Raw genomic sequence first — 24,346 nt, forward strand, 5'->3', positions numbered from 1 at the left:
CGCCATGTTCCCGATCCGCGATCACAACCCGTCAGGGTCCACGCCCTTCGTCACATGGGCGCTGATCGTGGCGAACGTGGTGATTTTCCTGAACTACTGGCACCTGTTCCAGAACGAGCTGGCGCTGAACCGGTTCTTCTTCGAGTGGGCCATGATCCCGGCGCGCGTGTCGATGGGCGAGGGCTTCGGCGGGTTGGTGACCTCCATGTTCCTGCACGGCGGCATCCTGCACCTTGCCGGCAACATGCTGTTTCTGTTCATCTTCGGCGACAACGTCGAGGACGAGATGGGCCACCTGCCCTACCTCGCCTTCTACCTCGCGTGCGGCGTGGCGGCGGCATTGGCGCAGTACGTGACGGCACCGCTGAGCCAGGTGCCGATGGTGGGCGCCTCGGGCGCGATCGCCGGCGTCATGGGCGCCTACCTGCTGCTGTTTCCGCGGGCGCGCGTCGATATCCTGATCATCCTCATCATCATCTTTCGCATCGTCACCATCCCCGCGTGGATTCTGCTTGCACTGTGGCTTGCCATGCAGGCGTTCGGCGGCATCGGCGCGCCGGCCGATGCCGGTGGTACGGCCTACTGGGCGCATGTGGGCGGGTTCGTGATCGGCGTGCTGCTCTGCGTGCCGCTCTGGCTTCTGCGCGGCGGGACGGCCTTCTGGCGCCGGTCGCACGGGACGCCGCCGCATCCAGAAGCGCGCTATCGCTTCGTCACCTCGGACGTTCCGCGCGCGGGGCGGCGGCGGAACGCCGGGCGGCCGCGCGGGCCTTGGGGTCGCTAGCGCTCCGATGCGCGCCGCGACGCAAGCACGGGCACGGACATGCGCACGGAGGACTTGCGCTCGGCGAGAGAGCCGCGATGCTCGGGCGTGACCCACGCCGAACAGGAAGGCGCCCGATGTCCGACCGGCCAGACCCCCGTACCGCCACCTGCCATTGCGGCGCCGTCGAATTGCGCGTGACGCTGTCGGACCGGCTGGAGGATGCGCGGCGCTGCGACTGCTCCTACTGCCGCAGGCGTCCGGCGCCGGTAGTTTCCGCGAAGCTTGCCGACCTCACGGTCGTGCGCGGGGCAGATCACCTGACGCTCTACCAGTGGGGCACGCACACGGCCGAGCATCATTTCTGCTCGGTCTGCGGGATCTACATGTATCACCGCCGCCGGTCCGACCCGACGGAATACGGCATCAACATGGGTACACTCGAGGGCGTGAACCCGGCCGAGTACGAGCCCGTCCCGTGGAACGACGGGGTGAACCACCCCTCGGACCGCTGACGTTCAGGCCTCGCGGATGATGCGGGCGAACTGGTCGTAGATGTTGCCGTTCGCGCACAGGATCGTGCCGTCCTCGAGCGGCGTCTGCCCCTCGCGCACGCCGCCCACGAGCGCACCGGCCTCGAGCGCGATGAGCGAGCCGGCGGCGAGATCCCACACTTGCAGCTCGCGCTCCCAGTAGCCGTCGTAGCGGCCCGCCGCGACATAGGCGAGGTCGAGCGCCGCCGAGCCCCAGCGCCGCACACCAGCGCATTGCGGCATGAGCCGGGCGAGATCCTTCAGCGTCGCCGGCAGCGTCGCCTTCGACCCGAAGGGGACGCCGGTCGCGAACAGGGCTTCGACCATGCGGGAGCGGCCGGAGACGCGCAGACGCTTGGAGTCGTTGAGCCACGCGCCCGATCCGCGCTCGGCATAGAACATCTCGTCCTTGGCGGGATCATAGACGACCGCCGACACGATCGCGCCCTTGTGCTCGAGCGCGATTGAGATGGCCCAGTGGGGCATGCCGTGCAGAAAGTTGGTCGTCCCGTCGAGCGGATCGACGATCCAGCGGCGGGTCGGATCCTCGCCCGCGATCTCGCCGCCCTCCTCGGCCAGCCAGCCGTAGGTCTTGCGCGCACCGAGCAGCTCTTCGCGCAGGATCTTCTCGGCCGCGAGGTCGGCGCGGCTGACGAAGTCGCCGGCGCCCTTCATCGAGACCTGCAGGTTCTCGACCTCGCGGAAGTCCTTGACGAGCGAGCGTCCCGCTTTCCGCGCCGCCTTCATCATGATGTTGAGATTGGCGCTGCCCTGCATCGACCCGGCCCCTTCGCGTGTACGCTGTCGCGTGTCAGGGCGGGCGTATACGCGCGCGCTCCGGGGATGTGAAGGGGCGCGGTGTCAGCGGTAGATGATGCCCTTTCGGCCTTCGACCAGCGCCGGCGCCGGCGCCGGCGGAGCGGCCCGCGTCGGCGCGGGTGCATGTGCGTGGCCGCCGGCACGGTTCACGTAGGGTCCGGCCGTCGGCGTGCCGCACGAGACCATGCCGCCGAGCGACACCGGCTGCAGCCCGTGCGGGCAGTGGTTCGCGACGCCGGGATAGACATGGACGAGGAAGGTGGAGTTCGGCTCGTTCGTTGCGTCGCCGCGCCACGCGTCATCGGCCGCAACGACGCCGGCCGACAGGAAAGTTGCGGCGGCCGCCGCGAACAGGTGGGTCGTGCGCATGTCGGTTGTCCCCCGGTCTGGTGGGCGCATGCCGGCACCCGTCGCCGCAAAGCGTACACCGCGCCGCATTTCTGTCAAATTTCACCGCCGGACTTGGCAGGACTTGGGCGGTCGCAACGGGGCAACGATCACGCCGGGTCGCGTTCGTCCCAGTGCTGACCCATCGCGACGATGCAGGAGCGGCCGCTGGCGTAGGTCATCACCAGCGTCCAGTCGCCGTCCTCGGCGCGCCAGAGCTCCATCACCTCTTCGGGGGAGCGCAGGCCGGTGGCGTGGCGCTCGGCGCCGAACTGGCGGGTCAAACGCTCGGTCATCGCCGCCTTGGGCGCGCACACGACCTCGGCAATCGGGCTTGCGGCCGGTGCCGGGGCGGCGGCCGCGAGGAGCGGCAAAAGGAGGAGCGTACGGGTCATCAGCATCTTTGTAACAGATAGATGACATGCCTCGCAGGACAACGGGACATCGTGGCCGGCAGCGGGCCGCGCGTGATGCAAAAAAGCCCCCGCACCGGCGGGTGCGGGGGCCGTCTGTCCGATTGGCGTCGGAGGTCGCCTCAGAAGCGGTAGTTGAGCGTCACGCTCGCCGTCGTGGCGTCGGCTTCGAGGTCGTCTGCGTCGAAGTCGCTGAACTCGTGGTAGTTCACTTCGGCGCCGGCGGTGATGCTCTCGGTCAGGAAGGTCTCGGTGCCGAGGCCGACATAGTAGCCGTTGGAATCGCCCACGGCGTCTTCATCGGTGAACGCCTTGGCGTAGCCACCCTGGCCATAGACCATCGTGCGGCCGAGGTCGTAACCGACGCGCGGGCCGGCGCGCAGCACGCCATCGGCCGTCGCGGCATCGTCGAGGTCGATGTCGGTCGCGTCGTACTGCAGACCGCCGCCGACGATCACGTTGCCGAGGTCGTAGTCATAGTAGCCGCGCACACCGTACGTGGCACCGTCGCCCTCGAGGTCCGGATCCTCGGTCTCGATGTTGCCGTAACCCAGCTGACCACCGAGCGAGAAGCCGGAGAAGTCGTACAGAGGCGCGGGATCGGCGGGCACGATCGGCTGCTGGACGGTGGGCTCCTGATAGGTCTCGGTCGGGCCGGCGGCGAAGCCTGCGGTGGCGGTGGCAGCGAGTGCGGTGGTGATGACGAGAATGCGTTTCATGCTCGATCTCCTGGTTCCGTGTCTGGGTGGCGGGCTTCGTCGCCCGTCGTCGTGAGGCGGAAATGTGGAGAGGGCGGGCTTCGTTCCAGACCCCGCGGTTCACGGTGTCGTGGCTGCCAAGTTACCACTTTCATGGGATTTTTCGCATTCGCCGTGGAACCGGCGGACATTGGCGCATGACGCGGCGCGACCCGCTCACGCGGGTGAAACGCGCGGCGCCATTCGCTCACGCGCCGGCGGCGGGCCGCCGTCCCGGGGCGACCGGCCCGCTTGACGCCGGCGCGACCGGGCCCGGAGTTTCGTCAGATTCGTACAAAACAGGGGGGCGGTTCGGACACGCTCCCGCGCATTCGGCGGGGGTTTCGTACGATTTTCCGGATCGAGGTGCGGCCCTGCGCCCCGCCCTGCCCCCCCGCGGCCGGTCGGGAGCGCGGCGCCGCGGCCCAGCGACGGGACGATGGCGCCGGGCGCGCGTCGTGCCGGGGGCGTGCCTTCCCGAGTCGGTCCGGCGGGTTGGCGCTTTGGTGGGGGTTCGCCCTGCGGTTGGGGCTGGCGCTGGTCGGGCGCGGTGCCCCGCCCGGTCTCAAGCCGAGGCGCCGGGCGAGCGTCATGCCGGAGGCATGCCTCCGGCTTGACCCGTTCCGGCGAGCTTGCGCTTTGGTGGGGTTTCGCGCTCCGGTGGGGGCGGGAGAGGCCGGAATATGAAGCGCGCCGCTCCGGGCGGTGTTTGCGCCAACCCACGGGCCGGCGCTCGCCCGTCGGCTGCAACCAAACACAGAGACCTCGCGGCTAAGGTGCGTCTCCGGTTTCTTGCCATCGCGCTCTGTTTTGAGCGCTGGCGCAAACTTCAAGAAACTCTCGCGGGCTTTCTTCAGCAAATCGGGCCACCGCCTCCCTTCCGTCACGGAAATAAAATGGCCGCTCTGTCATTGATTGATAGCCTGTATGGCGCTCGTCACCTTCCTTCGTTTTCCAGAATCCGAGATGAGCGGCAATTTTTCTAAGATGAGTAGAGTTGAAAGGTAAATCGTTAAGAGTAGCCTGCTGCACCCTATGCCTGATCTCGTCAGCCGCACGGGATGGCAACATAGGTTGTCGTGGATCGTTAGCAGCAGGCACAGTAAGTTCGATGTTACCCTGTATTTGATACGCAGGAGCTCCACCATCATCCACAAGATTTGCGCGGTCGATAACGTTTAGATCTTTAGCAGCATCGTAAGGCAAAAAATATGTAACGTCGCCTTCCGCCTCGCCGGGAGAAGAAGCGTCAGCAATGATTGCTCGATCAAATCCTACTTTTCTACCTCGCGAAAGAAAGCCAAAAATTTGATGCCGTATACTTTCATCCCTTTCTTGCAATATTTGCACAAACTCGCTCCCACTTATCGCGGCAGTCTGACCACGGCGTCGGGCGTATATGACGCCTTGCCTTAACATGTGAGGCTGTCCAGCCCCGGCCGTTAGGTCTTTGGCTGCAATGCATGGCTTATTAGATAGCGGAGAAACTTGGAGCACGGCAACTCTAATGCCGTGCACCGAGGCCTCACGGAATTCAGTGATAGGGTGTGGGACCAAAGAGGTTTTTAGAAGATCTGACTGGATCCCTTCATCCAGCAAGGGTCCAGTCAATCCGATCAAATCACGAGGTCTATCGCAAACCCCGAAAACAATTATCCCCCCTGACTGATTACTAAACGCCGCGATTGTCTTCATGCATTTCTTGAAAGTCACTTCGTTCAGAATCTGTTTGAACTCTAGCTCAGTGCTTTCACGCGCGGTTACTCTCAAGACCCCGCCATTTGAGACCACATCCAGACGTTCTTCCAACTCGCCATCTGTAATCAATTTTCAAGATACTCCAATCACCCCCTTGAACTCCCGCCATTCCCCCTTCGACATCCCGGAATTCTCCTGCGTCACCTCCTCGCCCGCGAGCATCCGCTTCACGCAATCGAGGCCGGCGGCGGACAGGACCGCGCCGCCCATGCGGTAGTCCTCGAAGGCCTTGTAGGCGAAGGGGACCCAGTCCTTGACCATCTCGCAGATGGCGTCGGCGTAGACGCGGATCTCGTATTGAGCGTGGGAATCCGCGCGGAGGCGGAGGAAATGGAGGAGGTTGTGGAGGTCCACCTTCCAGTACCACTGGGTGTAGATGTTGGCGGGCAGGTTCATGCGGGCGAGCTCGCGGGCGAGGCCCTGCTGGCCGTCGTCCGAGATCATCGCCTCGTAATGGTCGTAGGCGCGGGTGGCGTCGTCGCGCAGCCAGCGCAGGACGCGCTCGGCCTCCTCGCCCGAGAGCGCCTCGCCCCGGCCCTGGTTGTTGACCGTCGACTGCGCGGCGAGCGCGTCGGCCTCGGGGATGTAGAACTCGCGGTCGAGGATGGAGTAGCGCGCGGAATACTCGTTCACGTTCGCGGTGCGGTGGCGGATCCACTGCCGCGCGACGAAGACCGGCAGCTTCACGTGCAGCTTGATCTCGCACATCTCGAAGGGCGTGGAGTGCCAGTGCCGCATGAGGTACCGGATCAGCCCCTCGTCGTTCGACACCGACTTGGTGCCGCGGCCGTAGCTGACGCGGGCGGCCTGGCAGATGGCGCTGTCGTCGCCCATGTAGTCGATGACCCGGACGAAGCCGTGATCGAGCACCGGACGCGCGCGGTAGAGATGCGCCTCCATCGCCGGAACCGTGGCGCGCAGCGTCTGGACGGGCTGCGCGCGAAGCTCTTCGATCTCGGCCTCTTGTTCGGGAGTCAGGGGCATGGGCGGGGTCCTCTCCACCAGATGAGTCGCGTTTTCACCACATCTTGCATGACGCGCGACAAAAAACCACCATATCGGGTGGCGGCAAATCCGCCGCACTCGGGCAACATTCGCGGCGGGCGGCGTCCCGCGTCGATTGACTTGGACGACGGGCTCGGGACAATCGCGGGAAAAACACGGCACAGCACAATCGAGGCAGCGTGACATGACCCGCATCGTGGCGATGATCCTGACGCTGGCGCTTCTGGGCGCCTGCGGCTCCACCGGCAACGACGGCGAGAACCCGCTCGACCAGGAAGAGGACGGCGGCGGAGACGGCGGCGACGGCGACGGCGGAGATGACGGCGGCGACGATGGCGGCGACGTCGACGACCCGATCGACAGCGACCGCGACCTGCCCCCCGGCACCGCGAGCCCGACGCCGAACTCGGCAATCGTGCGCTACGAGCCGCAGGACGGCGACGACGGCGGCGGCTTCGCGCGCAACATCCGCTACAATTCCGACAGCGACACGTTCGAGGTCGACAACCTGGCCTTCGACGGCGACAACGTCTACCGCCGCGGCGGCACGGCGGCGGCGCAGAACGACGTGGGCTCGCTTGGGCCCTTCGCGGTCTACGAAAGCGACGTCTCGGGCGTGGACCCGGAGACCGGCAACGTGGTCGACAACCTGTCCTACCGGGCGATCTACGGCGTGTCGAACAGCGGCCAGACCGAGTTCGCGATCGTGCGCACCGGCTCCTACACCGATTTCGGCTTCGGCGGCTTCGTCTACCAGCGCAACTCCACCGACCGGGCCGGCAACCCGACGCAGCTGATCCTGCCGACCGAGGGCAGCGCGGGCTATGCGGGCGACTACGCCGGCACGCGGATCTTCGGCGGGCGCAGCGGGCAGGAATACGTGACCGGCCGGGCGTCGATGACGATCGACTTCGAGGACTTCAACGACGGCCAGGCGGGCGTGCAGCTCTTCGTGCGGGACCGCCGGCTGTTCGACCTCGACGGCAACGACATCACGGACGAGTACGTCGCGGCGCTGCAGGAGAACAACCCGGACCTGATCGCCCCGCGCGACGCGCAGGGCAACGTGATCCTGCCGAACGTCCGCCCGGTGATCGCGCCCGACAACGCCGACGCGAACGGCGAGATCACGCAGGACGTCTTCGCCTCGGCGACGCAGACCGACGGCACGGTCGTGAACACCGCCGAGGGGCAGTACTACGCGATCATGTCGGGCGACGGCGCCGAGGAGATCGTCGGCGTGCTGGTGATGGAAGGCGACGACCCGCGCAGCGACGCGACCTTCCAGGAGACCGGCGGCTTCATCGTCTACCGCAGATGACGGCAGCGGGCGCGCAGGCGACGCATCCCCCGCCCGGCCGCCGCGCGCGGCGGCTGGGACGGGTCCTGGCGGCGCTGGTCCTGTGGGCCGGCGCCGCCGGCGCGCAGGGGGCCGATGCGCCGGAGCGCGCCGCGCCGGCGGCCGGCGCGGGCGCCCAAAGCGTGCTGACGCCGGATGCGCTGCGCGACGTGGCGGGCCGCGCGGCGGTGTCGGGGCGGCCCGACCTCGCCCGGAGCGCGGCGGAGGCGCTGCTCGCGCGCGATCCCGACGACGTGCAGGCGCTGCTGATCCTGTCGCGCGCCGCGCGCGACGGGCAGGATTTCGACACCGCGCGCGACGCCGCCGGCCGCGCCTTCCGCGGCGCGGGCGACGCCGACACGCGCTATGCCGCGGCGCTGGCGATGGCGCAGGCGCTGTCGTCGGACGGGGCGCGGACGCGGGCGCAGTTCTGGCTGCGCCGGGCGATGCAGATCGCGCCGACCGAGCGGCAGAAGGCGCAGGCCGTCGCGGATTTCCGCTACGTGCGGTCGCGCAACCCGTGGTCGACGCGGCTGTCGTTCTCGGTGGCGCCGTCGTCGAACGTGAACGGCGGCACGACGTCGGAGTCGTTCGACCTCTTCCTGCCGATCGGCAACGGCTATTACGTGCCGGCGCCGGACCTCGAGCCCGAGGGCGCGTCGCGCGCGCTGTCGGGGCTGGAGATCGGCACCGGGATCTCGACCGAGCGGGTGATCTTCGAGACTCGGACCCGGCGGATCTCGCTCGATCTGGGGCTGTCGCGGCGCGACGTGGTGCTGTCGGACGACGCCCGCGACATCGCGCCGGACGCCGAGAACGGCGATTTCGCCCGCACGACCGTGTCGGCGGGCCTGACGCAGGACTGGACCACACCGTCCAAGCGGGTCGGCGCGAGCATCGGCGCGCGGCTGGCGCGGGACTGGTACGGCGGCGACCTGCTGTCGCAGACGGTGAGCGCGAACGGCACGCTGCGCGTTGCGCTCGCGCCGCGGCTCCTGGGCCAGGCGGGGCTGTCGGTGGATCACGAGGCGGGCTTCGGCACGCGCGAGGACGCGGACGGCTGGCGCGCGAGCCTCGGGGCGACGCACGTGCTCGAGGGCGGGCATCGGCTGAGCCTCGCGCTCAGCCATCGCGACCGCGAGTCCGACGCCGAGATCCTCGATTTCACCGAGCAGGAGGCGAAGCTGTCGCTCGACCTCGGCCGGCCGGTCCTCGGCACGGGGCTCGCCTTCGGTCTGAGCGCGTCGGGGCGCGCCTATGAGGAGCATCCCTACTCGCTCGACGGGCGCAACGACCGCCGCTACGGCGCGTGGGCGCGCGCGTCGCTGGACGAGCTCGACTACTACGGCTTCGTGCCGGACCTGACGCTGAGCGCCTCGCGCACCGAATCCGACATCGGGCTCTACGACAGCGAGGAGTTCGGCGTCTCGGTCGGGATCCGCTCGAAGTTCTGACCGGACGTCCCGTGCCGACGGCACGCGGCGGGCGCGTCGGGCCACGCGACGCTCGACACCGGTTCGGGCGCGCCTATCCTCCGGTCAGTACCGCAACCACCAGATCCGAGGGCACGCACTCCATGTCGATCGAATACCTGCACACGATGGTCCGCGTGAAGGACCTCGAGAAATCCATGGCCTTCTACGAGATGCTGGGTCTCAAGGAGCGGCGGCGCATGGACAACGAGGGCGGCCGCTTCACGCTCGTCTTCATGTGCCCGCCCGGGCAGGAGGACGGCCACAACGATGTCGAGCTGACCTACAACTGGGACGGCGACGACCAGCTGCCCGACGACAGCCGCCATTTCGGCCACCTCGCCTATCGCGTCGACGACCTCTACGGCCTGTGCCAGACGCTGATGGACAACGGCGTGACCATCAACCGGCCGCCGCGCGACGGGCACATGGCCTTCGTCCGCTCGCCCGACAACGTGTCGGTGGAGCTTCTGCAGAAGGGCGACGCGCTGCCCAAGCAGGAACCCTGGGCCAGCATGGAGAACACCGGGCATTGGTGAGGGCGGCCGCCCTTCTTGCCCTGCTCCTGTCGCTCGCGACCGCCGGCGCGGCGCGGGCGCAGGAGTGCCGGCTGGCGCTCCTGCTCGCGCTCGACGTGTCGTCGTCGGTCGACGCAAGGGAATACGCGCTGCAGCGCGACGGTCTGGCCGCCGCGCTGAACGACCCCGACATCCGCGCGGCGCTGCTGTTCGGGCCCGGCCGCGTGGCGCTGTCGGCCTACGAGTGGAGCGGGCGACAGCAATCGGTCGTGGTGCTCGACTGGACGATGATCGCGTCGGAGCGCAACATCGACGCGGTGATCGCCGGGCTGACGCGCAGCCCGCGCAGCCAGACCCGGTTTCCCACCGCGATGGGCTTCGCGCTGGGGTTCGGGGCGACGCATCTCGCGCGGGGCCCGGCCTGCGCGCGCCGGGTGATCGACGTGTCGGGCGACGGGGTGACGAATGACGGTTTCGGCCCGGGCCTCGCCTACCAGCACTTTCCCTTCGAGGGGGTCACGGTGAACGGCCTCGCGGTGCTCGGCGCCGACCCGGAGGTCGACCGCTACTACGACGAGGTGGTGCGCCACGGGCCGGGGGCCTTCGTGGAATACGCCGACGGCTACGAGGGCTTCCGCCGGGCGATGACACGCAAGCTCCTGCGCGAGATCGGCGGCATGGTCGTGGGCGGACGCGCACGCCCGCATCCCGAGGGATCGGCCGGCTAGCGCAGCTTCGGCGGCGTGTCCGGATCGCTGCCGGGTGCCGGCCGTTCGCCGCGCGCCCGCGGTTTCGCGCCCTCGGGCAGGTCGAAGCGCAGCGCCACGCGCGCGAGCCGCGCCGCCAGCGGATCCTCGTTGCCCAGGAACGCCACGTCGAGCGCCCCGGCATCGAGCCCCGAGAAGATCAGCGCCTCGTTGACCGCGCGGGCCAGCGGCTCCTCGGCGCCGCGCGCCGTGCCGGTCACCGCCAGCAGGTGCCCGCGCGAGCCATCGTCGTAGCGCACCGAGGCGAGGTAGGCGTGCCGCGCCAGCCCCGCCGCCCGCGCCAGTTTCGCGTCGAGCGCGGTCAGCAGGTCCTCGGGCAGCGCCCGCGGCGCCTCCACGCTCTCGGGACGGGCGAGCGCCTCTCCGGGCCGGTTCGACAGCACCTCGGCCAGCCAGTCGAGCGCCGCCGGCGGCACCAGCCCCGACCCGCCCGGCGCGCCGAGATTGAGCGCGATGCCGACCCCCTGCCCCGCCAGCATGTCGGCGAGCGTGCGCCCCGGCAGCGCGGCATAGGGCGCGGGCGCGCCGGCGAAGGCGGCCAGCGCCTCGTCGCCCTCGAAGGCCAGAACGTAACGTCCCTCCGCGGTGTCGAAGACTTCGGGCGACAGCGCGTCCGCGCGGGGTTCCTCGGTCAGGAGCAGGCTGAGCTCGGTCTCCGCCAGCCGGGCGTAGAACGCCATGCGCAGGCGGTCGTCGTCAGGCGCGGCCTCCATCGCCGCGCGCGCGGCGTCGAGCGGGGTCGGATCGGACATGGGGTCGCTCCTTCTCCGGTCCCGTCGAGACTCCGCCGAAACGCGGGGGGATGCAAGGGCATACCGTCCGACAGGGCCGAGAGCGCGCGCGCCCGCGACGCGCCAACGGGCCACGGCGCCCACCCGCGCGCCCCGCACCGCCCCGACACCTCCCAGGCAACCGCCCCCTCTTCTTCTTGGCGCAAATACTCCGGGGAGCGCGAGGGGCAGCGCCCCTCGCTCCCGTCCGCGCCACACCCACGCCGCAATGGCCTGCGCGCGCCCGGCGCGGCAGGCATTGCCCGCGCCGGGCGCGCGCCGGGGGATTTGCTTGCGCGCGTCTGGCGCGCCGGGGGGGGGTTGCCTGCGCGCGTCTGGCGCGACAGGGGTTGCTTGCGCGCGTCTGGCGCGCGACGCTGCCCCGCATGGACCCGACCGCCCCCCTCAAGGCCGAAATCCGCGCCTGCCGCATCTGCGCCGATCGCTTCGCCGCGACGCGGACCGCGCATGCACCGCGGCCCTGCGTGTGGTTCTCCGCGGATGCGCCGATCCTCGTCGCCGGACAGGCGCCCGGGATGCGCGTGCACGAGTCCGGCAAACCGTTCTTCGACCGCTCGGGCGACCGGCTGCGCGACTGGATGGGCATCGACGAGAGCGAGTTCTACGACCTCGCCAAGGTGGCGGTCCTGCCGACGGCCTTCTGCTTTCCGGGCTACGACGCCAAGGGCTCGGACCTGCCGCCGCCGCCGGTCTGCTGGGAGACGTGGCACCACCGCGCGCTCGACGCGATCGGCCCGGTTCGGCTGCGGCTGGTGATCGGCGGCCACGCCATCCGCCGGCATCTCGGCGACCGGCGCCCCGTGCGCGAGGCGGTCGCCGACTGGCGCGCCCGCCCGCCCGGCACCTTCGCGCTGCCGCACCCGTCGTGGCGCAACACCGCGTTCCTTCGCCGCAACCCGTGGTTCGAGGCCGAGGTGGTGCCGCGCCTGCGCCGCGCGGTGGCCGACGCGCTCGACCGGCCGGTGCGGGCGGCGTCATGAGCGCCGAGCCCGTCACCGAAGCGGCCCTCGCCGACCGCCTTGCCGCGCTGCCGCGCGGGCGGCGGCACCTCGTCGCGATCGCGGGCGCGCCGGGGTCGGGCAAGTCGACGCTGGCCGAAACGCTCGTCGCCGGGCTCGCGGCGGCCGGGCGGCCCGCCGCGATCCTGCCGATGGACGGCTTCCACCTCGACGACCGGGTGCTCGAGCCGCGGGGCCTGCGCCCGCGCAAGGGCGCGCCGGAGACCTTCGATGCCGCCGGCCTCGCCCATCTTCTCGGCCGGCTGAAGCGGAACGACGAGGCGGAGATCGCCGTGCCGGTCTTCGACCGCGAAATCGAGATCGCGCGCGCCGGGGCGCGAATGATCCCGCAGGCGGTCGAGATCGTCGTGGTCGAGGGCAACTACCTCCTGCTGGAGCGCGCGCCGTGGGACGCGCTGGCGCCGCTCTTCGACCTCTCGGTGCGTCTCGACGTGCCCGAGCCGGTGCTGCGCGACCGGCTCGCCGAGCGCTGGCGCGGCTTCGGCCTCGCCGCGCCGGCGATCCGCGCCAAGCTCGAGGAGAACGACCTGCCGAACGGGCGGCTGGTCCTGTCCGCGAGCCGCATGCCGGATCTGGTCGTGGCGCAGGGCTGACCCCTTCCGCCGGCGCGCCCGCCTGATTACCTCTGTCCTTCCAGCCGACAGGAGTCCGACCGATGCGCTATTCCCTTCTCGATCTCGCCCCGGTGCCCGAGGGGTCCGACACCGCGACGGCGCTGGCCAACATGGCCGCGCTCGCCGAGCGGGCGGAGACGCTGGGATACCATCGCTACTGGCTGGCCGAGCACCACAACATGCCCGGCATCGCCTCGGCGGCGACGGCGGTGCTGATCGGCCACGTGGCCGCGCGGACGCGGCGGATGCGCATCGGCGCGGGCGGCATCATGCTGCCCAACCACGCGCCGCTCGCGGTGGCCGAGGCGTTCGGCACGCTCGCCACGCTCCATCCCGGGCGGATCGATCTCGGGCTCGGCCGCGCGCCCGGTGGCGACCCGGCGGTGATGCAGGCGCTCGGCACCCATCCCGCGCGCGCCGAACGCTTCGAGGACGAGGTCGCGGAGCTGCGCGCGCTGCTCGGCCCGGCCCGCGACGGGCTGCCCGTGCGTGCGCATCCCGGCGAGGGCACCGAGGTGCCGTTGTGGATCCTGGGCTCCTCGCTGCACGGCGCGGAGGTCGCGGCCCGGCTCGGTCTGCCCTACGCCTTCGCGTCGCATTTCGCGCCGGCGGCGCTCGAGCGGGCCTTCGAACTCTATCGCGCCCGCTTCACGCCCTCCGCGCAGCTGTCGCGGCCGCACGCGATGCTGGCGATCAACGTCTTCGCGGCCGAGACGGACGCCGAGGGCCGGCGTCTGCGCAGCTCGATGGAACAGGCCTTCTACCGCCTGCGCACCGGCCGGCCGGGCAAGCTGCCGCGCCCGGTCGACGACATCGCCGCGGCGATCCCGGCGCAGGTCCGCCCGGCGATCGACGGCGCGCTCGCGGTCTCGGCCACCGGCGGCCCTTCCAAGGTCGAGCGCGAGCTCGACGCGCTGATCGCCCGCCACGCGCCCGACGAGGTGATCCTGACGAGCCAGATCCACGACCCCGCCGCGCGCCTCGCCTCGTGCGAGATCGCCGCCGAGGCGATGACGCGGCTCGGCGCGCAGGCGGCGGCATGAGCGGCCCGGTGGCACGGCCCGCGCCCCGCCCCGACGACCTCGTCCTGACCCCGCGCGGCGTGCGCTTCATGGGACGGTTCTGGCCCTGCACGATCGGCCGCGGCGGCGTCACCCGCGACAAGCGCGAGGGCGACCGCGCGACGCCCGCCGGCGTGCACGACATCGTCGGCCTGCTCTACCGGCCGGACCGCGGCGCACCGCCGGCCGACTGGGCGGTGCCGATCCGCCCCGGTGACCTGTGGTCCGACGATCCCGCCGACGAGGACTACAACCTCATGGTCCGGGCCCCGCACGCGCATTCGCACGAGGCGCTGCGCCTGCCCGACCCGCGCTACGACGTCGTTCTCGTCACCGACTGGAACTGGCCGCGGGCCGAGGCCGGCCGCGGCTCGGCGATCTTCCTGCACGCCTGGCGGCGCCCGGGTCACCCGACCGCCGGCTGCGTCGCGTTCCGCGCCGACCATCTTCGCGCCATCGCCGCCCGCGTGACCGTCACCACCCGCCTGATCGTGCCCGACACCCTCGCCGACCGCGCCTGACCCCGGGCGCACCGCCCCCATCTCCGCCCCGCGACGGTCCCGGGCGCCTCCGGCCCCCGGTCCCCTGCCTCTTCTTCTTGGGCAAAATACTCCGGGGAGCGCGAGGGACAGCGCCCCTCGCTCCCGCCCGCGCCACAGGCGCGGCCCGGCGCGGGCGCCGGGCTCAGGCCGCGCCGGCCCAGGCCGCCCAGGCGAGGCCCGCCACCAGCGAACCGGCGAAGGCGAAGCCGAGATAGGCGGCGAAGACCCGCGGGCGGACGAGGGCCCAGACCGCGATGGCGGCGGGGATGCAGCTGACACCGCCGGCGAGGACGAAGCTCATCGCCGCGCCGGGCGCCATGCCCTGGTCGAGCAGCGCGTCGACGAGCGGGACCGCGGCGTAGCCGTTGAGATAGGCCGGCGCACCGATGAGCGCGCCTTTCACCACCGGCCAGATGCCGGTGCCGCCGAGCACGCCGGCGACCGCTTCGGCGGGCACGTAGCGCAGCATCAGGGCCTCGATCACGTAGGCGAGCGTCAGCCACTTGAGCAGGAAGACGGCGTTGCCGATCCCGGTGTCGCGGAAGGTGGCGCGGCGCTCGGGCTCGCTCCAGAAGCGCCAGACGGGGCGGCCGCGGAACGGCTGCGCCGCGCCGCAGCAGCCGCCGGTGGCGGGCCGTTCGCGCAGCGGGTCGCGGAATACCGGCGAGCCGCGCAGCGCCATCGTTCCGGCACCGCCGAGGAGGCCGAGCCCGACCGCGGCGATCGTCTTGCCGATGGCGAAGTCCCAGCCGAGCGTGCCGGAGGTGATGAGGAACATCGCCGGGTCCATGAGCGGCGAGGCAAGCCAGAACGCCATCACCGCCGAGAGCGGCGCGCCGACCGCGAGCAGCGCGGCGATGAACGGGATCACCTCGCACGAGCAGAACGGCGAGAGCCCGCCCAGCAGCGCGGCGAGGCCGATCATCCGGACCTCGCGCCCCTCGAAGGCACGCGCGAGCAGCGTCTCGGCGCCGGTCGCCTTGAGGTACGCGACGGCGAGCACGGCAAAGAGGATGAAGGGCGCGGTATGCCACAGCGCGGTCGCGGTGAAGATCACCGCGGGCCCGAGCTCGGCGGGGTCGAACAGCGCCAGCGCGGCGAGGATCAGGAGCGTGGCGAGCCAGGCCTTGCCGGGCAGGCGCAGGCGGGTGCGGCGCGGCCCGGGCAGCGTGATGTCAGTCATGGTGGACGTGCCCTTCCGGTCCGGCATCGGCGCAGCAATTGCGCAGGAGGAAATCCGACAGCGCGCGCGCCTCGTCGTAGGCCACCGCGGCGCAGATCACGCTGCGGCCGGCGCGCGTCTGCGTCACGAGCCCGGCGCCGGCGAGGATCCGCAGGTGATGGGTGAGGGTCGAGCCGGTCACCCCGGCGCGGTCGCCGAGCGCGCCGATCGACAGCCCCTCGGGCCCGGCGCGCACCAGCGTGCGCAGGACCGACAGGCGCTGCTCGGAGCCGAGCGCGGCGAAACGTGAGGCGGCGATCTCGAGCGCGAGGTCGGGGCCGTCGGACGGGAGCGAGTCGTGTTTCATGTTTCTAGGGATATCGAAATGTCGCGCCGTCGCCAAGAGACATTTCGACAGGTCTCGAAACGTGGGCCGCGCATGATCTGGGCGCTTGCGGTGTCCGCGGCGGCGGTTAATGATCTTTTGATTGCCCCGCCGGGCAAGCTTTGTTCACATCCGGTCAGGAAGGGACGCCGAGACGTCCCGCGACCACAGGGAGCCAATCCATGACGACGAAACTGACGACACTGACGGCCGTTGCCGCGCTTCTCGCCGGAGCCGCGGCCGCGCAGGAGGTGCGGGTCTACAACTGGTCCGACTACATCGACGAGGATCTTCTGACCGAGTTCGAGGAAGAGACCGGAATTTCGCTGACCTACGACGTCTTCGATTCCAACGAGGTGCTCGAGACCAAGATGCTCGCCGGCGGGTCGGGCTACGACGTGGTGGTGCCGACGGGGTCGTTCCTGCAGCGGCAGATCCAGGCCGGGGCGTTCCAGGAGCTCGACAAGAGCCAGCTGCCGAACCTCGACAACATGTGGGAGACCATCAGCGAGCGCACCTCGCAGTACGACCCGGGCAACACCTACTCGATCAACTACATGTGGGGCACGACCGGGCTCGGCGTGAACATCGACAAGGTGCGCGAGGTGCTGGGCGAGGATGCGCCGGTGAACTCGCTGTCGCTGATCTTCGATCCCGAGAACATGGAACAGCTCGCCTCGTGCGGGGTGCATGTCCTCGACGCGCCGACCGAGGTGATCCCGGCGGCGCTGAAGTATCTCGGCGAGGATCCCGACAGCAAGGATGCCGAGGTCATCGAACAGGTCGGGCCGCTGATGGCCGAGATCCGCCCGTATATCCAGAAGTTCCATTCGTCCGAATACATCAACGCTCTCGCCAACGGCGAGATCTGCGTGGCGTTCGGCTGGTCGGGCGACGTGCTGCAGGCGCGCGACCGCGCCGCGGAGGCCGACAACGGCGTGACGGTCGAATACCACATCCCCAAGGAGGGCGCGCTGATGTGGTTCGACCAGATGGCGATCCCGGCGGATGCGCCGAACCCCGAGGCCGCGCACACCTTCCTGAACTTCATGATGGACGCGCAGAACATGGCGCAGGCGTCGAACTACGTCTACTACGCCAACGGCAACGAGGCGTCGCAGGAGTATCTCAACGAGGACGTGATCGGCGATCCGGCGATCTACCCCGACGAGGAGACGCTGGAGAACCTCTACACCTTCTCGCCCTACGATCCGCGGCTGCAGCGCACGGTCACGCGCCTGTGGACCTCGATCAAGTCGGGCGTCTGATCCCGACGTGACGCGGCCCGGCGCCGGATCCTCCGGCGCCGGGCGGCCCTTTCCCCCCTGCCCGCCGGAGCCCCATGAGCCAGACGGTCTTCGCCCCCTGGGACGATCCCGACGCGCGCCCGCTGATCGAGTTCCGCGGCGTGACCAAGCGCTTCGGCGACTTCACCGCGATCGACGATCTCACGCTCGACATCTACGAGCGCGAGTTCTTCGCGCTGCTGGGCCCGTCGGGCTGCGGCAAGACGACGATGATGCGCATTCTCGCCGGGTTCGAGACGCCGAGCGAGGGCACGATCCGCCTGTCGGGGCAGGATATCGGGCAGGTGCCGCCGAACCGGCGCGCGGTGAACATGATGTTCCAGTCCTACGCGCTCTTTCCGCACCTGTCGGTGTGGGAGAACATCGCCTTCGGGCTGAAGCGCGAGGGCCAGGACAAGGAGGCGATCGAGGCGCGGGTCGCCGAGATGCTGCGGCTGACCCGGCTCGAGAAGTTCGGCGCGCGCAAGCCGCACCAGATCTCGGGCGGGCAGCGCCAGCGGGTGGCGCTCGCGCGGTCGCTGGCCAAGGCGCCGAAGCTCCTGCTGCTCGACGAACCGCTGGGCGCGCTCGACCGCAAGCTCCGCGAGGAGACGCAGTTCGAGCTGATGGACATCCAGGAGAAGACCGGCACCACCTTCGTGATCGTCACCCACGACCAGGAGGAGGCGATGACCGTCGCCAGCCGGGTCGCGGTGATGAACGAGGGCCGGCTCGTGCAGGTGGCGACGCCGCCGGTGATCTACGAGCAGCCCAATTCGACCTACGTGGCCGACTTCCTCGGCAACGTCACGATCATCGAGGGGCGCGCGCGGCGCAGCGAGGACGGCTACACGCTCGACTGGGCCGAGGGCCAGCCGCCGCTGAAGGTGCGCTCGGGTCTCGATGTGCAGGAGGGCGCGCGCGCCTTCATGGCGATCCGCCCCGAGAAGGTGGAGATCCACCGCAACCGGCCCGAGGACGACAACGTGCTGCGCGGCAAGGTCATCGACATCGGCTATCTCGGCAACCTGTCGACCTACCACGTGGAGATGCCCGACGGCCGGATCATCCGGGCGCAGAACTTCAACACCGAGCGCGACACACGCCAGCCCTTCACCTGGGATGACGAGGTGTGGATCAACTGGACCGCCGCCTGCGGCGTGCTGCTCGAGTCATGAGCGCGGCGCGCGGGATCGGGCGACGGGACCGGCAGGACGGCGCGACGCGCGAGCGGGCGCCGGGACGGGCTGTCGCCGCGGCGGGGCGGACTGGCGCGCGGCCGGCGCGCGATCCTCGGGGCCGCGAGCCCGACATGGCGGGCGGCCGGTGGGCGCCCGGCCGCCGCGTCGGCGCGGCCGGCCGTCGGTCGACCCCGGTTCGCCGCGTCGCTGCGGCCGGTGCCGGTGTCGCGTCGCCGGTGACTGCCGGTGACACGGCCCCCGGCGCAGGGAACAGGACAGAGCGACGCGGCGCAGCGCAGCGCCGCCGCACATTGCTCGGCGCGGCGCTCCGGGCCGGGCTCGGTGACGCGCTCCGGGCGGGGGCGGCATGAGGCGGCTCGCGGTCATCGCCCTGCCCTATCTGTGGCTCGTGGCGCTGTTCCTGGTGCCGTTCCTGATCGTGCTGAAGATCTCGCTGTCGGACATCGCGGTGGCGATCCCGCCCTACACGCCGACGCTCGATCTCTCCGAGGGCTGGGCGGGGATCCGCGACTTCCTCGCCGGGCTCGATTTCGAGAACTTCGTCTTCCTGACGCAGGATTCGCTCTACTGGCGGGCCTATCTGAGCTCGGTCTGGATCGCGCTCGTCTCCACGCTCATCACGCTCGCCGTGGGCTACCCGATCGCCTACGGCATGGCGCGCGCGGCGCCCGAATGGCGGCCGACGCTCCTGATGCTGGTGATCCTGCCGTTCTGGACCTCGTTCCTGATCCGCGTCTATTCGTGGATCGGCATCCTGTCGTCCGAGGGCCTGCTGAACCAGGTGCTGATGTCGGTCGGCGTGATCGATGCGCCGCTGACGATCCTCAACACGACCCGCGCGGTCTATGTCGGGATCGTCTACACCTACCTGCCGTTCATGATCCTGCCGATCTACGCGACGCTTGAGAAGATGGACGAGTCGCTGCTCGAGGCGGCCGAGGATCTCGGCTGCTCGAAGATCCAGGCCTTCTGGCTGGTGACCTGGCCGCTGTCGCGCGGCGGGGTGATCGCCGGGTGCTTTCTCGTCTTCATCCCGGCGATCGGCGAGTTCGTCATCCCCTCGCTCCTCGGCGGGTCCGACACGCTGATGATCGGCAAGGTGTTGTGGGAGGAGTTCTTCTCCAACCGCGACTGGCCGGTCGCCTCGGCGGTGGCGATCATCCTGCTGCTGATCCTGATCATCCCCATCGTGCTGTTCCAGCGCAACGAGCAGAAGGCGCGGGAGCAGGACGGATGAGACGCTTCTCGTGGTTCAACGTCACCTCGCTGACGCTCGGCTTCGCGTTTCTCTACCTGCCGATGGTCATCCTGGTGATCTACAGCTTCAACGCCTCGCAGCTGGTGACGGTCTGGGGCGGCTTCTCCACCCGCTGGTACGGCGAGCTCCTGCGCGACGAGGCGTTCCTCGATGCCGCCTGGGTGACGATCCGCGTCGCCGTCGCCTCCTCGACGCTGGCCACCGTTCTCGGCACGCTGGCGGCGGTCGTTCTGGTGCGGATGGGCCGGTTCCCGGGGCGCACGCTGTTCTCGGGCATGATCTATGCGCCGCTGGTGATGCCGGAGGTGATCACCGGCCTGTCGCTCCTGCTGCTGTTCATCGGCATCGGGCTCGACCGCGGGATCCTGACGGTGGTGCTCGCGCACACCACGTTCTCCATGTGCTACGTGTCGGTCGTGGTGTCCTCGCGGCTGGCGACCTTCGACCGCGCGCTTGAGGAGGCCGCGCTCGACCTCGGGTGCACGGCGGCGCAGGCCTTCCGGCTCGTGACCCTGCCGATCATCGCGCCCGCGGTCATCTCGGGCTGGCTCCTCGCCTTCACGCTCTCGCTCGACGACCTCGTGATCGCGTCCTTCACCACCGGACCGTCGGCGACCACCCTGCCGATCAAGATCTTCTCGTCGGTGCGCCTCGGCGTGTCGCCGCAGATCAACGCGCTGTCGACGATCCTGATCGGGTTCGTGACCGTGGGCGTCATCGCCGCGTCGCTCGCCACCAAGCGCCGCGCGGTGCTGGCCGAGCGGGACCAGCGGGCGGCGGAGCGCGCCGAGGCCTGAGGGCCGCGGGCGGTCGCGGCGGGAGCGAGGGGCGCGGCCCCTCGCGCTCCCCGGAGTATTTCGACCAAGAAGAATATGGGGCGCGTCGGGGGGACGCGCGGTGGGTGTCGAGCGGCGCGAGGGGCCGGGCCGTTCTCGCCGCGCGGAGTTCTTGGATCGGGATGGCGGGAGGGGCGCCGGGGGTGGTCGGGTGTGGCGGGGGCGGGGCTCGCGGCGGTCAGAGGAGGTGGCCGGATTTCCGCGCCTTGGTCGCGAGGTAGTGGTGGTTGAACCGGGTTTCGCCGACCTTGAGCGGCACGCGTTCGGCGACGGCGATGCCGCTTTCCTCCATGCGCGCGATCTTGGCGGGATTGTTCGTCAGCAGCCGGACCTGGCCGACGCCGAGCCGGCGGAGCATCTCGGCGCCGAGGCGGAAGTCGCGCTCGTCGTCCTCGAAGCCCAGCCGGTGATTGGCCTCGACCGTGTCGAAGCCCTGGTCCTGCAGCGCGTAGGCGCGCATCTTGTTGGCCAGTCCGATGCCGCGGCCCTCCTGGTTGAGGTAGAGCAGGATGCCGGCCCCGGCCTCGCCCATCTGGCCGAGTGCCGCGTTGAGCTGCGGGCCGCAATCGCATTTGAGCGAACCGAGAAGATCGCCGGTGAAACAGGCCGAGTGCAGCCGCGCGAGCACCGGCGCGGCGCGGTCGGGGCGGCCGATCTCCACGGCGTAATGCTCCTCGGAGCCGTCCTCGGGGCGGAAGATGTGAAGCCGCGTCGCCTCGGCCGCGCGCAGGGGCACCTGTGCCGTCACGACGTGCGACAGCGGGCTCAGCCGTTCGAGATGCGGCGCCGCGGCGGCGGCGTCGATCAGCCCGAGCCCCTCGGCGGCCGCGAAGCCCGCGGCGTCGGCGGCGGCGAGGGGCACGACGAGCGCCGCGGGCAGCAGCCGTGCCGATTTCACCAGCGCCAGCGCCAGCCGGTGCAGCGTCGCGTCGCCGTCGCGCCGGGTGCGCAGCGGGCCCTTCATCGGTTGCGCGAGGTCGTCCTTGGGGTCGGCGACGCTCTGGACCCAGGCGCGGGTCGCCGCGGCCGGCACCGCGACGCGCGCGACGTCGCCGTCGTAGGCGCGCGCCTTCAGCGTCTCGGCGCGCCGCGCGGTCAGCGCGAGATCGACCTCGGCGTCGAGCCCCTGCGCGGCGGCCAGGCGGTGCGCGCTCAGCGTTTCGGCGGCGAGAACGAGCGCGGCGCCGCCGGGCCCGGCGAGCACCACCGGCACCCCCATGCGCAGGTCGCTGCGCGCGCGGGCCAGCGTTTCGGTGAGATCGGGCGCGAAGGACATGGGCCGGCTTTCCGAGGGGGAAGCGGCCGCGCGCGGCGGCCGCGGATTACGTCTCTGTAACAAAGGTCCGCAGCGGACACGAGGGCGTGAGAGACCTGCCACAATGCTTGTCGGCCGCGCCGGCCCATCACATTTCCGAGAAAACGACGGAGGACCGCAAGATGGCCCAGCTGAAGAACATTCTTCTTGTCGACGATGACGACGATCTGCGCGAGGCCCTGGCCGAGCAGCTCGTTCTCACCGAGGACTTCGAGGTGTTCGAGGCCGAGACCGGCGCGGCGGCGATGTCGCGCGCGAAGGAACAGCTCTACGACCTCATCATCCTCGATGTCGGCCTGCCCGATACGGACGGCCGCGAGGTGTGCCGGCTCATGCGCAAGCAGGGCGTCAAGTCACCGATCCTGATGCTGACCGGGCACGACAGCGACGCGGACACGATCCTCGGACTCGATGCGGGCGCGAACGACTACGTGACCAAGCCGTTCAAGTTCCCGGTTCTGCTCGCGCGGATCCGCGCGCAGCTGCGCCAGCACGAACAGTCCGAGGACGCGGTGTTCCAGCTCGGGCCCTACACGTTCCGGCCCTCGATGAAGCTTCTCGTGGACGAGGCGGAGAAGAAGATCCGCCTGACCGAGAAGGAGACGAACATCCTCAAGTTCCTCTACCGCGCGCCCGAGGGCGTTGTCCCGCGCGACGTGCTGCTGCACGAGGTGTGGGGCTACAATGCCGGGGTGACGACCCACACGCTGGAGACGCACATCTACCGGCTGCGCCAGAAAATCGAGCCGGATCCGTCCAATGCACGGCTCCTGGTGACCGAATCAGGCGGATACCGGCTCATTTCCTGAGCGAAGGAAATTCCGACCATAGGCGCGGAACCGAAACCGAGAGACCTCTGTTACCCTGACAGCCCGTGGGCGCGTGCGGGGTATCGCGCGCCGAACCTCCCTGTTGGACCTGGCCGGGCTTTGTGCCCGGCCTTTTTTTGTCCGCCCCCCCCCGGCTCCCCCGCGTTGGCGGGGGCAGAGGCGCGGGGCGCGACGCGGTCAGAGCGGCGTCGTGTCGACCGACGCGCCGCGTTCGAGCGTGCGGTGCACCGGGCATCGGTCGGCGATCTCCAGAAGACGCGCGCGCTCGGCCTCGCTCAGGTCGCCGGTGATCTCGATCGCGCGGTGGAAGCGGTCGATCTTCGCGTCGCCCGCGCCGGCGTCTTCGGCGTGGCGCTTGTCATGGGTGATGTCGACGCGCACGTGGTCGAGCGCCAACCCCTTGTGGCGGGCATACATGCGCATCGTCATCGCGGTGCAGGCGCCGAGCGCGGCCGACAGCAGGTTGTAGGGCGTCATGCCGCGATCGGTGCCGCCGACGAACGCGGGCTCGTCCGCCTGCACGTGGTGGGCGCCGACATTCACGTCCTGCAGGAAGCCCGCCGGATCGGCCTCGACCACCCGCACCACGCCCTCGGGCGTGGCGTCGGGCGGCGGCGGCGGCACGAGGTCGACGTAGCGCGCCATCCACGCCGCGATGACGCCGGCGGCGTAGTCGGCATCGGCCGGGTCGCTGACGAGGTGATCGGAGTCGTCGAGGGTGACGAAGCTCTTGGGATGCCGGGCGGCGGTGAAGATGTCGGAGGCGTTGTCGATCCCGACAGTGGCGTCGCGCGGCGCATGCATCACGAGGAGCGCCCGGCCGAGGGCGGCGATGGCCGGCGTGAGCGCGGCGGCGCGGATGTCCTCGACGAAGTCGCGTCCGATGCGGAAGGGCCGGCCGGCGAGCGTGACCTCGGCGACGCCCTCGCGCTCGATCGTCTCGAGCGAGTCGGCGAAATTGTGGGCGACATGGGCGGGATCGGCGGGCGCGCCGATGGTGACGACGGCCCGGGCCGAGGGGATGTCGGCGGCGGCGCGCAGCACGGCGGCACCGCCGAGCGAGTGACCGATCAGCACGTCGGGCGCCATGCCTAGCCCGTCGAGATGCCGGGACGCCGCGACGAGATCGCCGACGTTGGAGGTGAAGGAGGTGTTCTCGAACTCGCCGCCGGAATGGCCGAGGCCGGTAAAGTCGAAACGCAGGACGGCGACGCCCTCGGCCGTCAGGCGCGCAGCGATGCGGCGGGCGGCGGCGATGTCCTTTCCGCAGGTGAAGCAGTGCGCAAAAAGCGCTGTCGCGAGGTGCGGGCCGGCCGGGCGGTCGAGCCGCGCGGCGAGCGCGTGGCCGCCGCTGCCGGTGAAGGTCAGGCGTTCGGGGGGCATGTCGGGATCTCCTCGGCCGGGGGTCGGCCGGGAGGGTGCCAGCGGCGCGGCGTTTCGGCAATCGCCGGATCGGCCGGGCGGGTGCCGGGGCGCGCCGGAACGGCGCGGCCCGTGTCCCGGGCGGGGGGAGCCGCCGCCGGTCGCCCGGCGC

26 protein-coding genes are annotated in these 24,346 nt (G+C 70.3%); 15 read left to right on the plus strand and 11 right to left on the minus strand.

Annotation, left to right across the window (positions count from 1 at the left end):
* The first annotated feature begins 4 nt into the window (after positions 1 to 4).
* A complete protein-coding gene (locus ROJ8625_RS11895) occupies positions 5 to 784 on the plus strand; it encodes a rhomboid family intramembrane serine protease (protein ID WP_085792109.1) in 780 nt (259 codons plus the stop codon).
* Positions 785 to 900: 116 nt separating this feature from the next.
* Positions 901 to 1,278: a GFA family protein gene (locus ROJ8625_RS11900; protein ID WP_085792110.1), complete on the plus strand. Its 378-nt coding sequence runs from the start codon at positions 901 to 903 to the stop codon at positions 1,276 to 1,278.
* A 3-nt stretch (positions 1,279 to 1,281) separates the two neighbouring features.
* On the opposite strand, the gene ROJ8625_RS11905 is transcribed toward ROJ8625_RS11900, so the two are convergent.
* The 6 genes from ROJ8625_RS11905 to thyX all read right to left on the minus strand — a co-directional run bounded on the left by ROJ8625_RS11905 (position 1,282) and on the right by thyX (position 6,394).
* Positions 1,282 to 2,073: an inositol monophosphatase family protein gene (locus tag ROJ8625_RS11905; RefSeq protein ID WP_085792111.1), complete on the minus strand. Its 792-nt coding sequence runs from the start codon at positions 2,071 to 2,073 to the stop codon at positions 1,282 to 1,284.
* 84 nt (positions 2,074 to 2,157) lie between these two features.
* Complete coding sequence (locus tag ROJ8625_RS11910; protein WP_085792112.1) at positions 2,158 to 2,484, minus strand: hypothetical protein; 327 nt, start codon at positions 2,482 to 2,484, stop codon at positions 2,158 to 2,160.
* A gap of 128 nt (positions 2,485 to 2,612) precedes the next feature.
* Positions 2,613 to 2,897, minus strand: a complete 285-nt coding sequence (locus ROJ8625_RS11915; RefSeq protein ID WP_085792113.1) for a hypothetical protein — start codon at positions 2,895 to 2,897, stop codon at positions 2,613 to 2,615.
* 140 nt (positions 2,898 to 3,037) lie between these two features.
* On the minus strand, positions 3,038 to 3,634 hold the full coding sequence (locus tag ROJ8625_RS11920; RefSeq protein ID WP_085792114.1) for an outer membrane protein: 597 nt from the start codon (positions 3,632 to 3,634) through the stop codon (positions 3,038 to 3,040).
* A 789-nt stretch (positions 3,635 to 4,423) separates the two neighbouring features.
* Positions 4,424 to 5,461: an ATP-binding protein gene (locus ROJ8625_RS11925; RefSeq protein WP_159456762.1), complete on the minus strand. Its 1,038-nt coding sequence runs from the start codon at positions 5,459 to 5,461 to the stop codon at positions 4,424 to 4,426.
* Between the two features lie 21 nt (positions 5,462 to 5,482).
* Entirely contained in the window at positions 5,483 to 6,394 is a 912-nt protein-coding gene (thyX, locus tag ROJ8625_RS11930) for an FAD-dependent thymidylate synthase (protein WP_085792116.1), read from the minus strand.
* Between the two features lie 205 nt (positions 6,395 to 6,599).
* On the opposite strand from thyX, the gene ROJ8625_RS21030 reads away from it, so the two are divergent.
* The 4 genes from ROJ8625_RS21030 to ROJ8625_RS11950 all read left to right on the plus strand — a co-directional run bounded on the left by ROJ8625_RS21030 (position 6,600) and on the right by ROJ8625_RS11950 (position 10,472).
* Complete coding sequence (locus ROJ8625_RS21030) at positions 6,600 to 7,736, plus strand: hypothetical protein (protein ID WP_085792117.1); 1,137 nt, start codon at positions 6,600 to 6,602, stop codon at positions 7,734 to 7,736.
* Positions 7,733 to 9,208: a porin family protein gene (locus ROJ8625_RS11940; protein ID WP_085792118.1), complete on the plus strand. Its 1,476-nt coding sequence runs from the start codon at positions 7,733 to 7,735 to the stop codon at positions 9,206 to 9,208. Before ROJ8625_RS21030 ends, ROJ8625_RS11940 begins: the two co-directional genes overlap by 4 nt.
* 122 nt (positions 9,209 to 9,330) lie before the next feature.
* Positions 9,331 to 9,765: a VOC family protein gene (locus ROJ8625_RS11945; RefSeq protein ID WP_085792119.1), complete on the plus strand. Its 435-nt coding sequence runs from the start codon at positions 9,331 to 9,333 to the stop codon at positions 9,763 to 9,765.
* Positions 9,759 to 10,472, plus strand: coding sequence for a DUF1194 domain-containing protein (locus tag ROJ8625_RS11950; RefSeq protein ID WP_085792120.1), 714 nt, complete (start codon positions 9,759 to 9,761; stop codon positions 10,470 to 10,472). Before ROJ8625_RS11945 ends, ROJ8625_RS11950 begins: the two co-directional genes overlap by 7 nt.
* Here the strand turns inward: ROJ8625_RS11950 and ROJ8625_RS11955 are convergent.
* The gene (locus ROJ8625_RS11955; RefSeq protein WP_085792121.1) at positions 10,469 to 11,263 is read right to left on the minus strand and encodes an SseB family protein; all 795 of its coding nucleotides are present in this window, start codon (positions 11,261 to 11,263) and stop codon (positions 10,469 to 10,471) included. The two genes, ROJ8625_RS11950 and ROJ8625_RS11955, sit on opposite strands and share 4 nt — an antisense overlap.
* Positions 11,264 to 11,667: 404 nt before the next feature.
* On the opposite strand from ROJ8625_RS11955, the gene ROJ8625_RS11960 reads away from it, so the two are divergent.
* From ROJ8625_RS11960 to ROJ8625_RS11975, 4 genes are all read left to right on the plus strand, one after another.
* Positions 11,668 to 12,282, plus strand: coding sequence for a uracil-DNA glycosylase family protein (locus ROJ8625_RS11960; RefSeq protein WP_085792433.1), 615 nt, complete (start codon positions 11,668 to 11,670; stop codon positions 12,280 to 12,282).
* On the plus strand, positions 12,279 to 12,914 hold the full coding sequence (locus tag ROJ8625_RS11965; protein ID WP_085792122.1) for a nucleoside/nucleotide kinase family protein: 636 nt from the start codon (positions 12,279 to 12,281) through the stop codon (positions 12,912 to 12,914). The genes ROJ8625_RS11960 and ROJ8625_RS11965 overlap by 4 nt, the downstream gene beginning before the upstream one ends.
* Before the next feature lie 62 nt (positions 12,915 to 12,976).
* On the plus strand, positions 12,977 to 13,978 hold the full coding sequence (locus ROJ8625_RS11970; protein ID WP_085792123.1) for an LLM class flavin-dependent oxidoreductase: 1,002 nt from the start codon (positions 12,977 to 12,979) through the stop codon (positions 13,976 to 13,978).
* Positions 13,975 to 14,517, plus strand: a complete 543-nt coding sequence (locus ROJ8625_RS11975) for a L,D-transpeptidase family protein (RefSeq protein WP_085792124.1) — start codon at positions 13,975 to 13,977, stop codon at positions 14,515 to 14,517. The genes ROJ8625_RS11970 and ROJ8625_RS11975 overlap by 4 nt, the downstream gene beginning before the upstream one ends.
* Positions 14,518 to 14,680: 163 nt before the next feature.
* Here ROJ8625_RS11975 and ROJ8625_RS11980 read toward each other — a convergent pair whose 3' ends face one another.
* Positions 14,681 to 15,721: a permease gene (locus tag ROJ8625_RS11980; RefSeq protein ID WP_085792125.1), complete on the minus strand. Its 1,041-nt coding sequence runs from the start codon at positions 15,719 to 15,721 to the stop codon at positions 14,681 to 14,683.
* Complete coding sequence (locus tag ROJ8625_RS11985; RefSeq protein WP_085792126.1) at positions 15,714 to 16,067, minus strand: ArsR/SmtB family transcription factor; 354 nt, start codon at positions 16,065 to 16,067, stop codon at positions 15,714 to 15,716. Before ROJ8625_RS11985 ends, ROJ8625_RS11980 begins: the two co-directional genes overlap by 8 nt.
* A 200-nt stretch (positions 16,068 to 16,267) precedes the next feature.
* Here ROJ8625_RS11985 and ROJ8625_RS11990 point away from each other — a divergent pair, with 200 nt between their 5' ends.
* From ROJ8625_RS11990 to ROJ8625_RS12010, 4 genes are all read left to right on the plus strand, one after another.
* Positions 16,268 to 17,353 carry a polyamine ABC transporter substrate-binding protein gene (locus tag ROJ8625_RS11990; RefSeq protein WP_085792127.1) on the plus strand — a complete coding sequence of 362 codons (1,086 nt, stop codon included), beginning with the start codon at positions 16,268 to 16,270 and terminating at the stop codon, positions 17,351 to 17,353.
* Between the two features lie 74 nt (positions 17,354 to 17,427).
* Positions 17,428 to 18,549: an ABC transporter ATP-binding protein gene (locus ROJ8625_RS11995; RefSeq protein WP_085792128.1), complete on the plus strand. Its 1,122-nt coding sequence runs from the start codon at positions 17,428 to 17,430 to the stop codon at positions 18,547 to 18,549.
* A 370-nt stretch (positions 18,550 to 18,919) separates the two neighbouring features.
* Positions 18,920 to 19,810 carry an ABC transporter permease subunit gene (locus ROJ8625_RS12005; protein ID WP_085792130.1) on the plus strand — a complete coding sequence of 297 codons (891 nt, stop codon included), beginning with the start codon at positions 18,920 to 18,922 and terminating at the stop codon, positions 19,808 to 19,810.
* Positions 19,807 to 20,628 carry an ABC transporter permease gene (locus ROJ8625_RS12010; RefSeq protein WP_085792131.1) on the plus strand — a complete coding sequence of 274 codons (822 nt, stop codon included), beginning with the start codon at positions 19,807 to 19,809 and terminating at the stop codon, positions 20,626 to 20,628. The genes ROJ8625_RS12005 and ROJ8625_RS12010 overlap by 4 nt, the downstream gene beginning before the upstream one ends.
* 217 nt (positions 20,629 to 20,845) lie before the next feature.
* Here the strand turns inward: ROJ8625_RS12010 and ribA are convergent, their stop codons facing one another.
* The gene (gene ribA, locus ROJ8625_RS12015; protein ID WP_085792132.1) at positions 20,846 to 21,943 is read right to left on the minus strand and encodes a GTP cyclohydrolase II; all 1,098 of its coding nucleotides are present in this window, start codon (positions 21,941 to 21,943) and stop codon (positions 20,846 to 20,848) included.
* Between the two features lie 161 nt (positions 21,944 to 22,104).
* Here ribA and ROJ8625_RS12020 point away from each other — a divergent pair, with 161 nt between their 5' ends.
* Positions 22,105 to 22,791, plus strand: coding sequence for a response regulator transcription factor (locus ROJ8625_RS12020; protein WP_085792434.1), 687 nt, complete (start codon positions 22,105 to 22,107; stop codon positions 22,789 to 22,791).
* A 198-nt stretch (positions 22,792 to 22,989) separates the two neighbouring features.
* On the opposite strand, the gene ROJ8625_RS12025 is transcribed toward ROJ8625_RS12020, so the two are convergent.
* Positions 22,990 to 24,195, minus strand: a complete 1,206-nt coding sequence (locus ROJ8625_RS12025; protein WP_085792133.1) for a bifunctional alpha/beta hydrolase/OsmC family protein — start codon at positions 24,193 to 24,195, stop codon at positions 22,990 to 22,992.
* Positions 24,196 to 24,346: the final 151 nt, after the last annotated feature.

It is taken from the genome of Roseivivax jejudonensis (assembly GCF_900172265.1).
Taxonomy (GTDB): Bacteria; Pseudomonadota; Alphaproteobacteria; order Rhodobacterales; family Rhodobacteraceae; genus Roseivivax; species Roseivivax jejudonensis.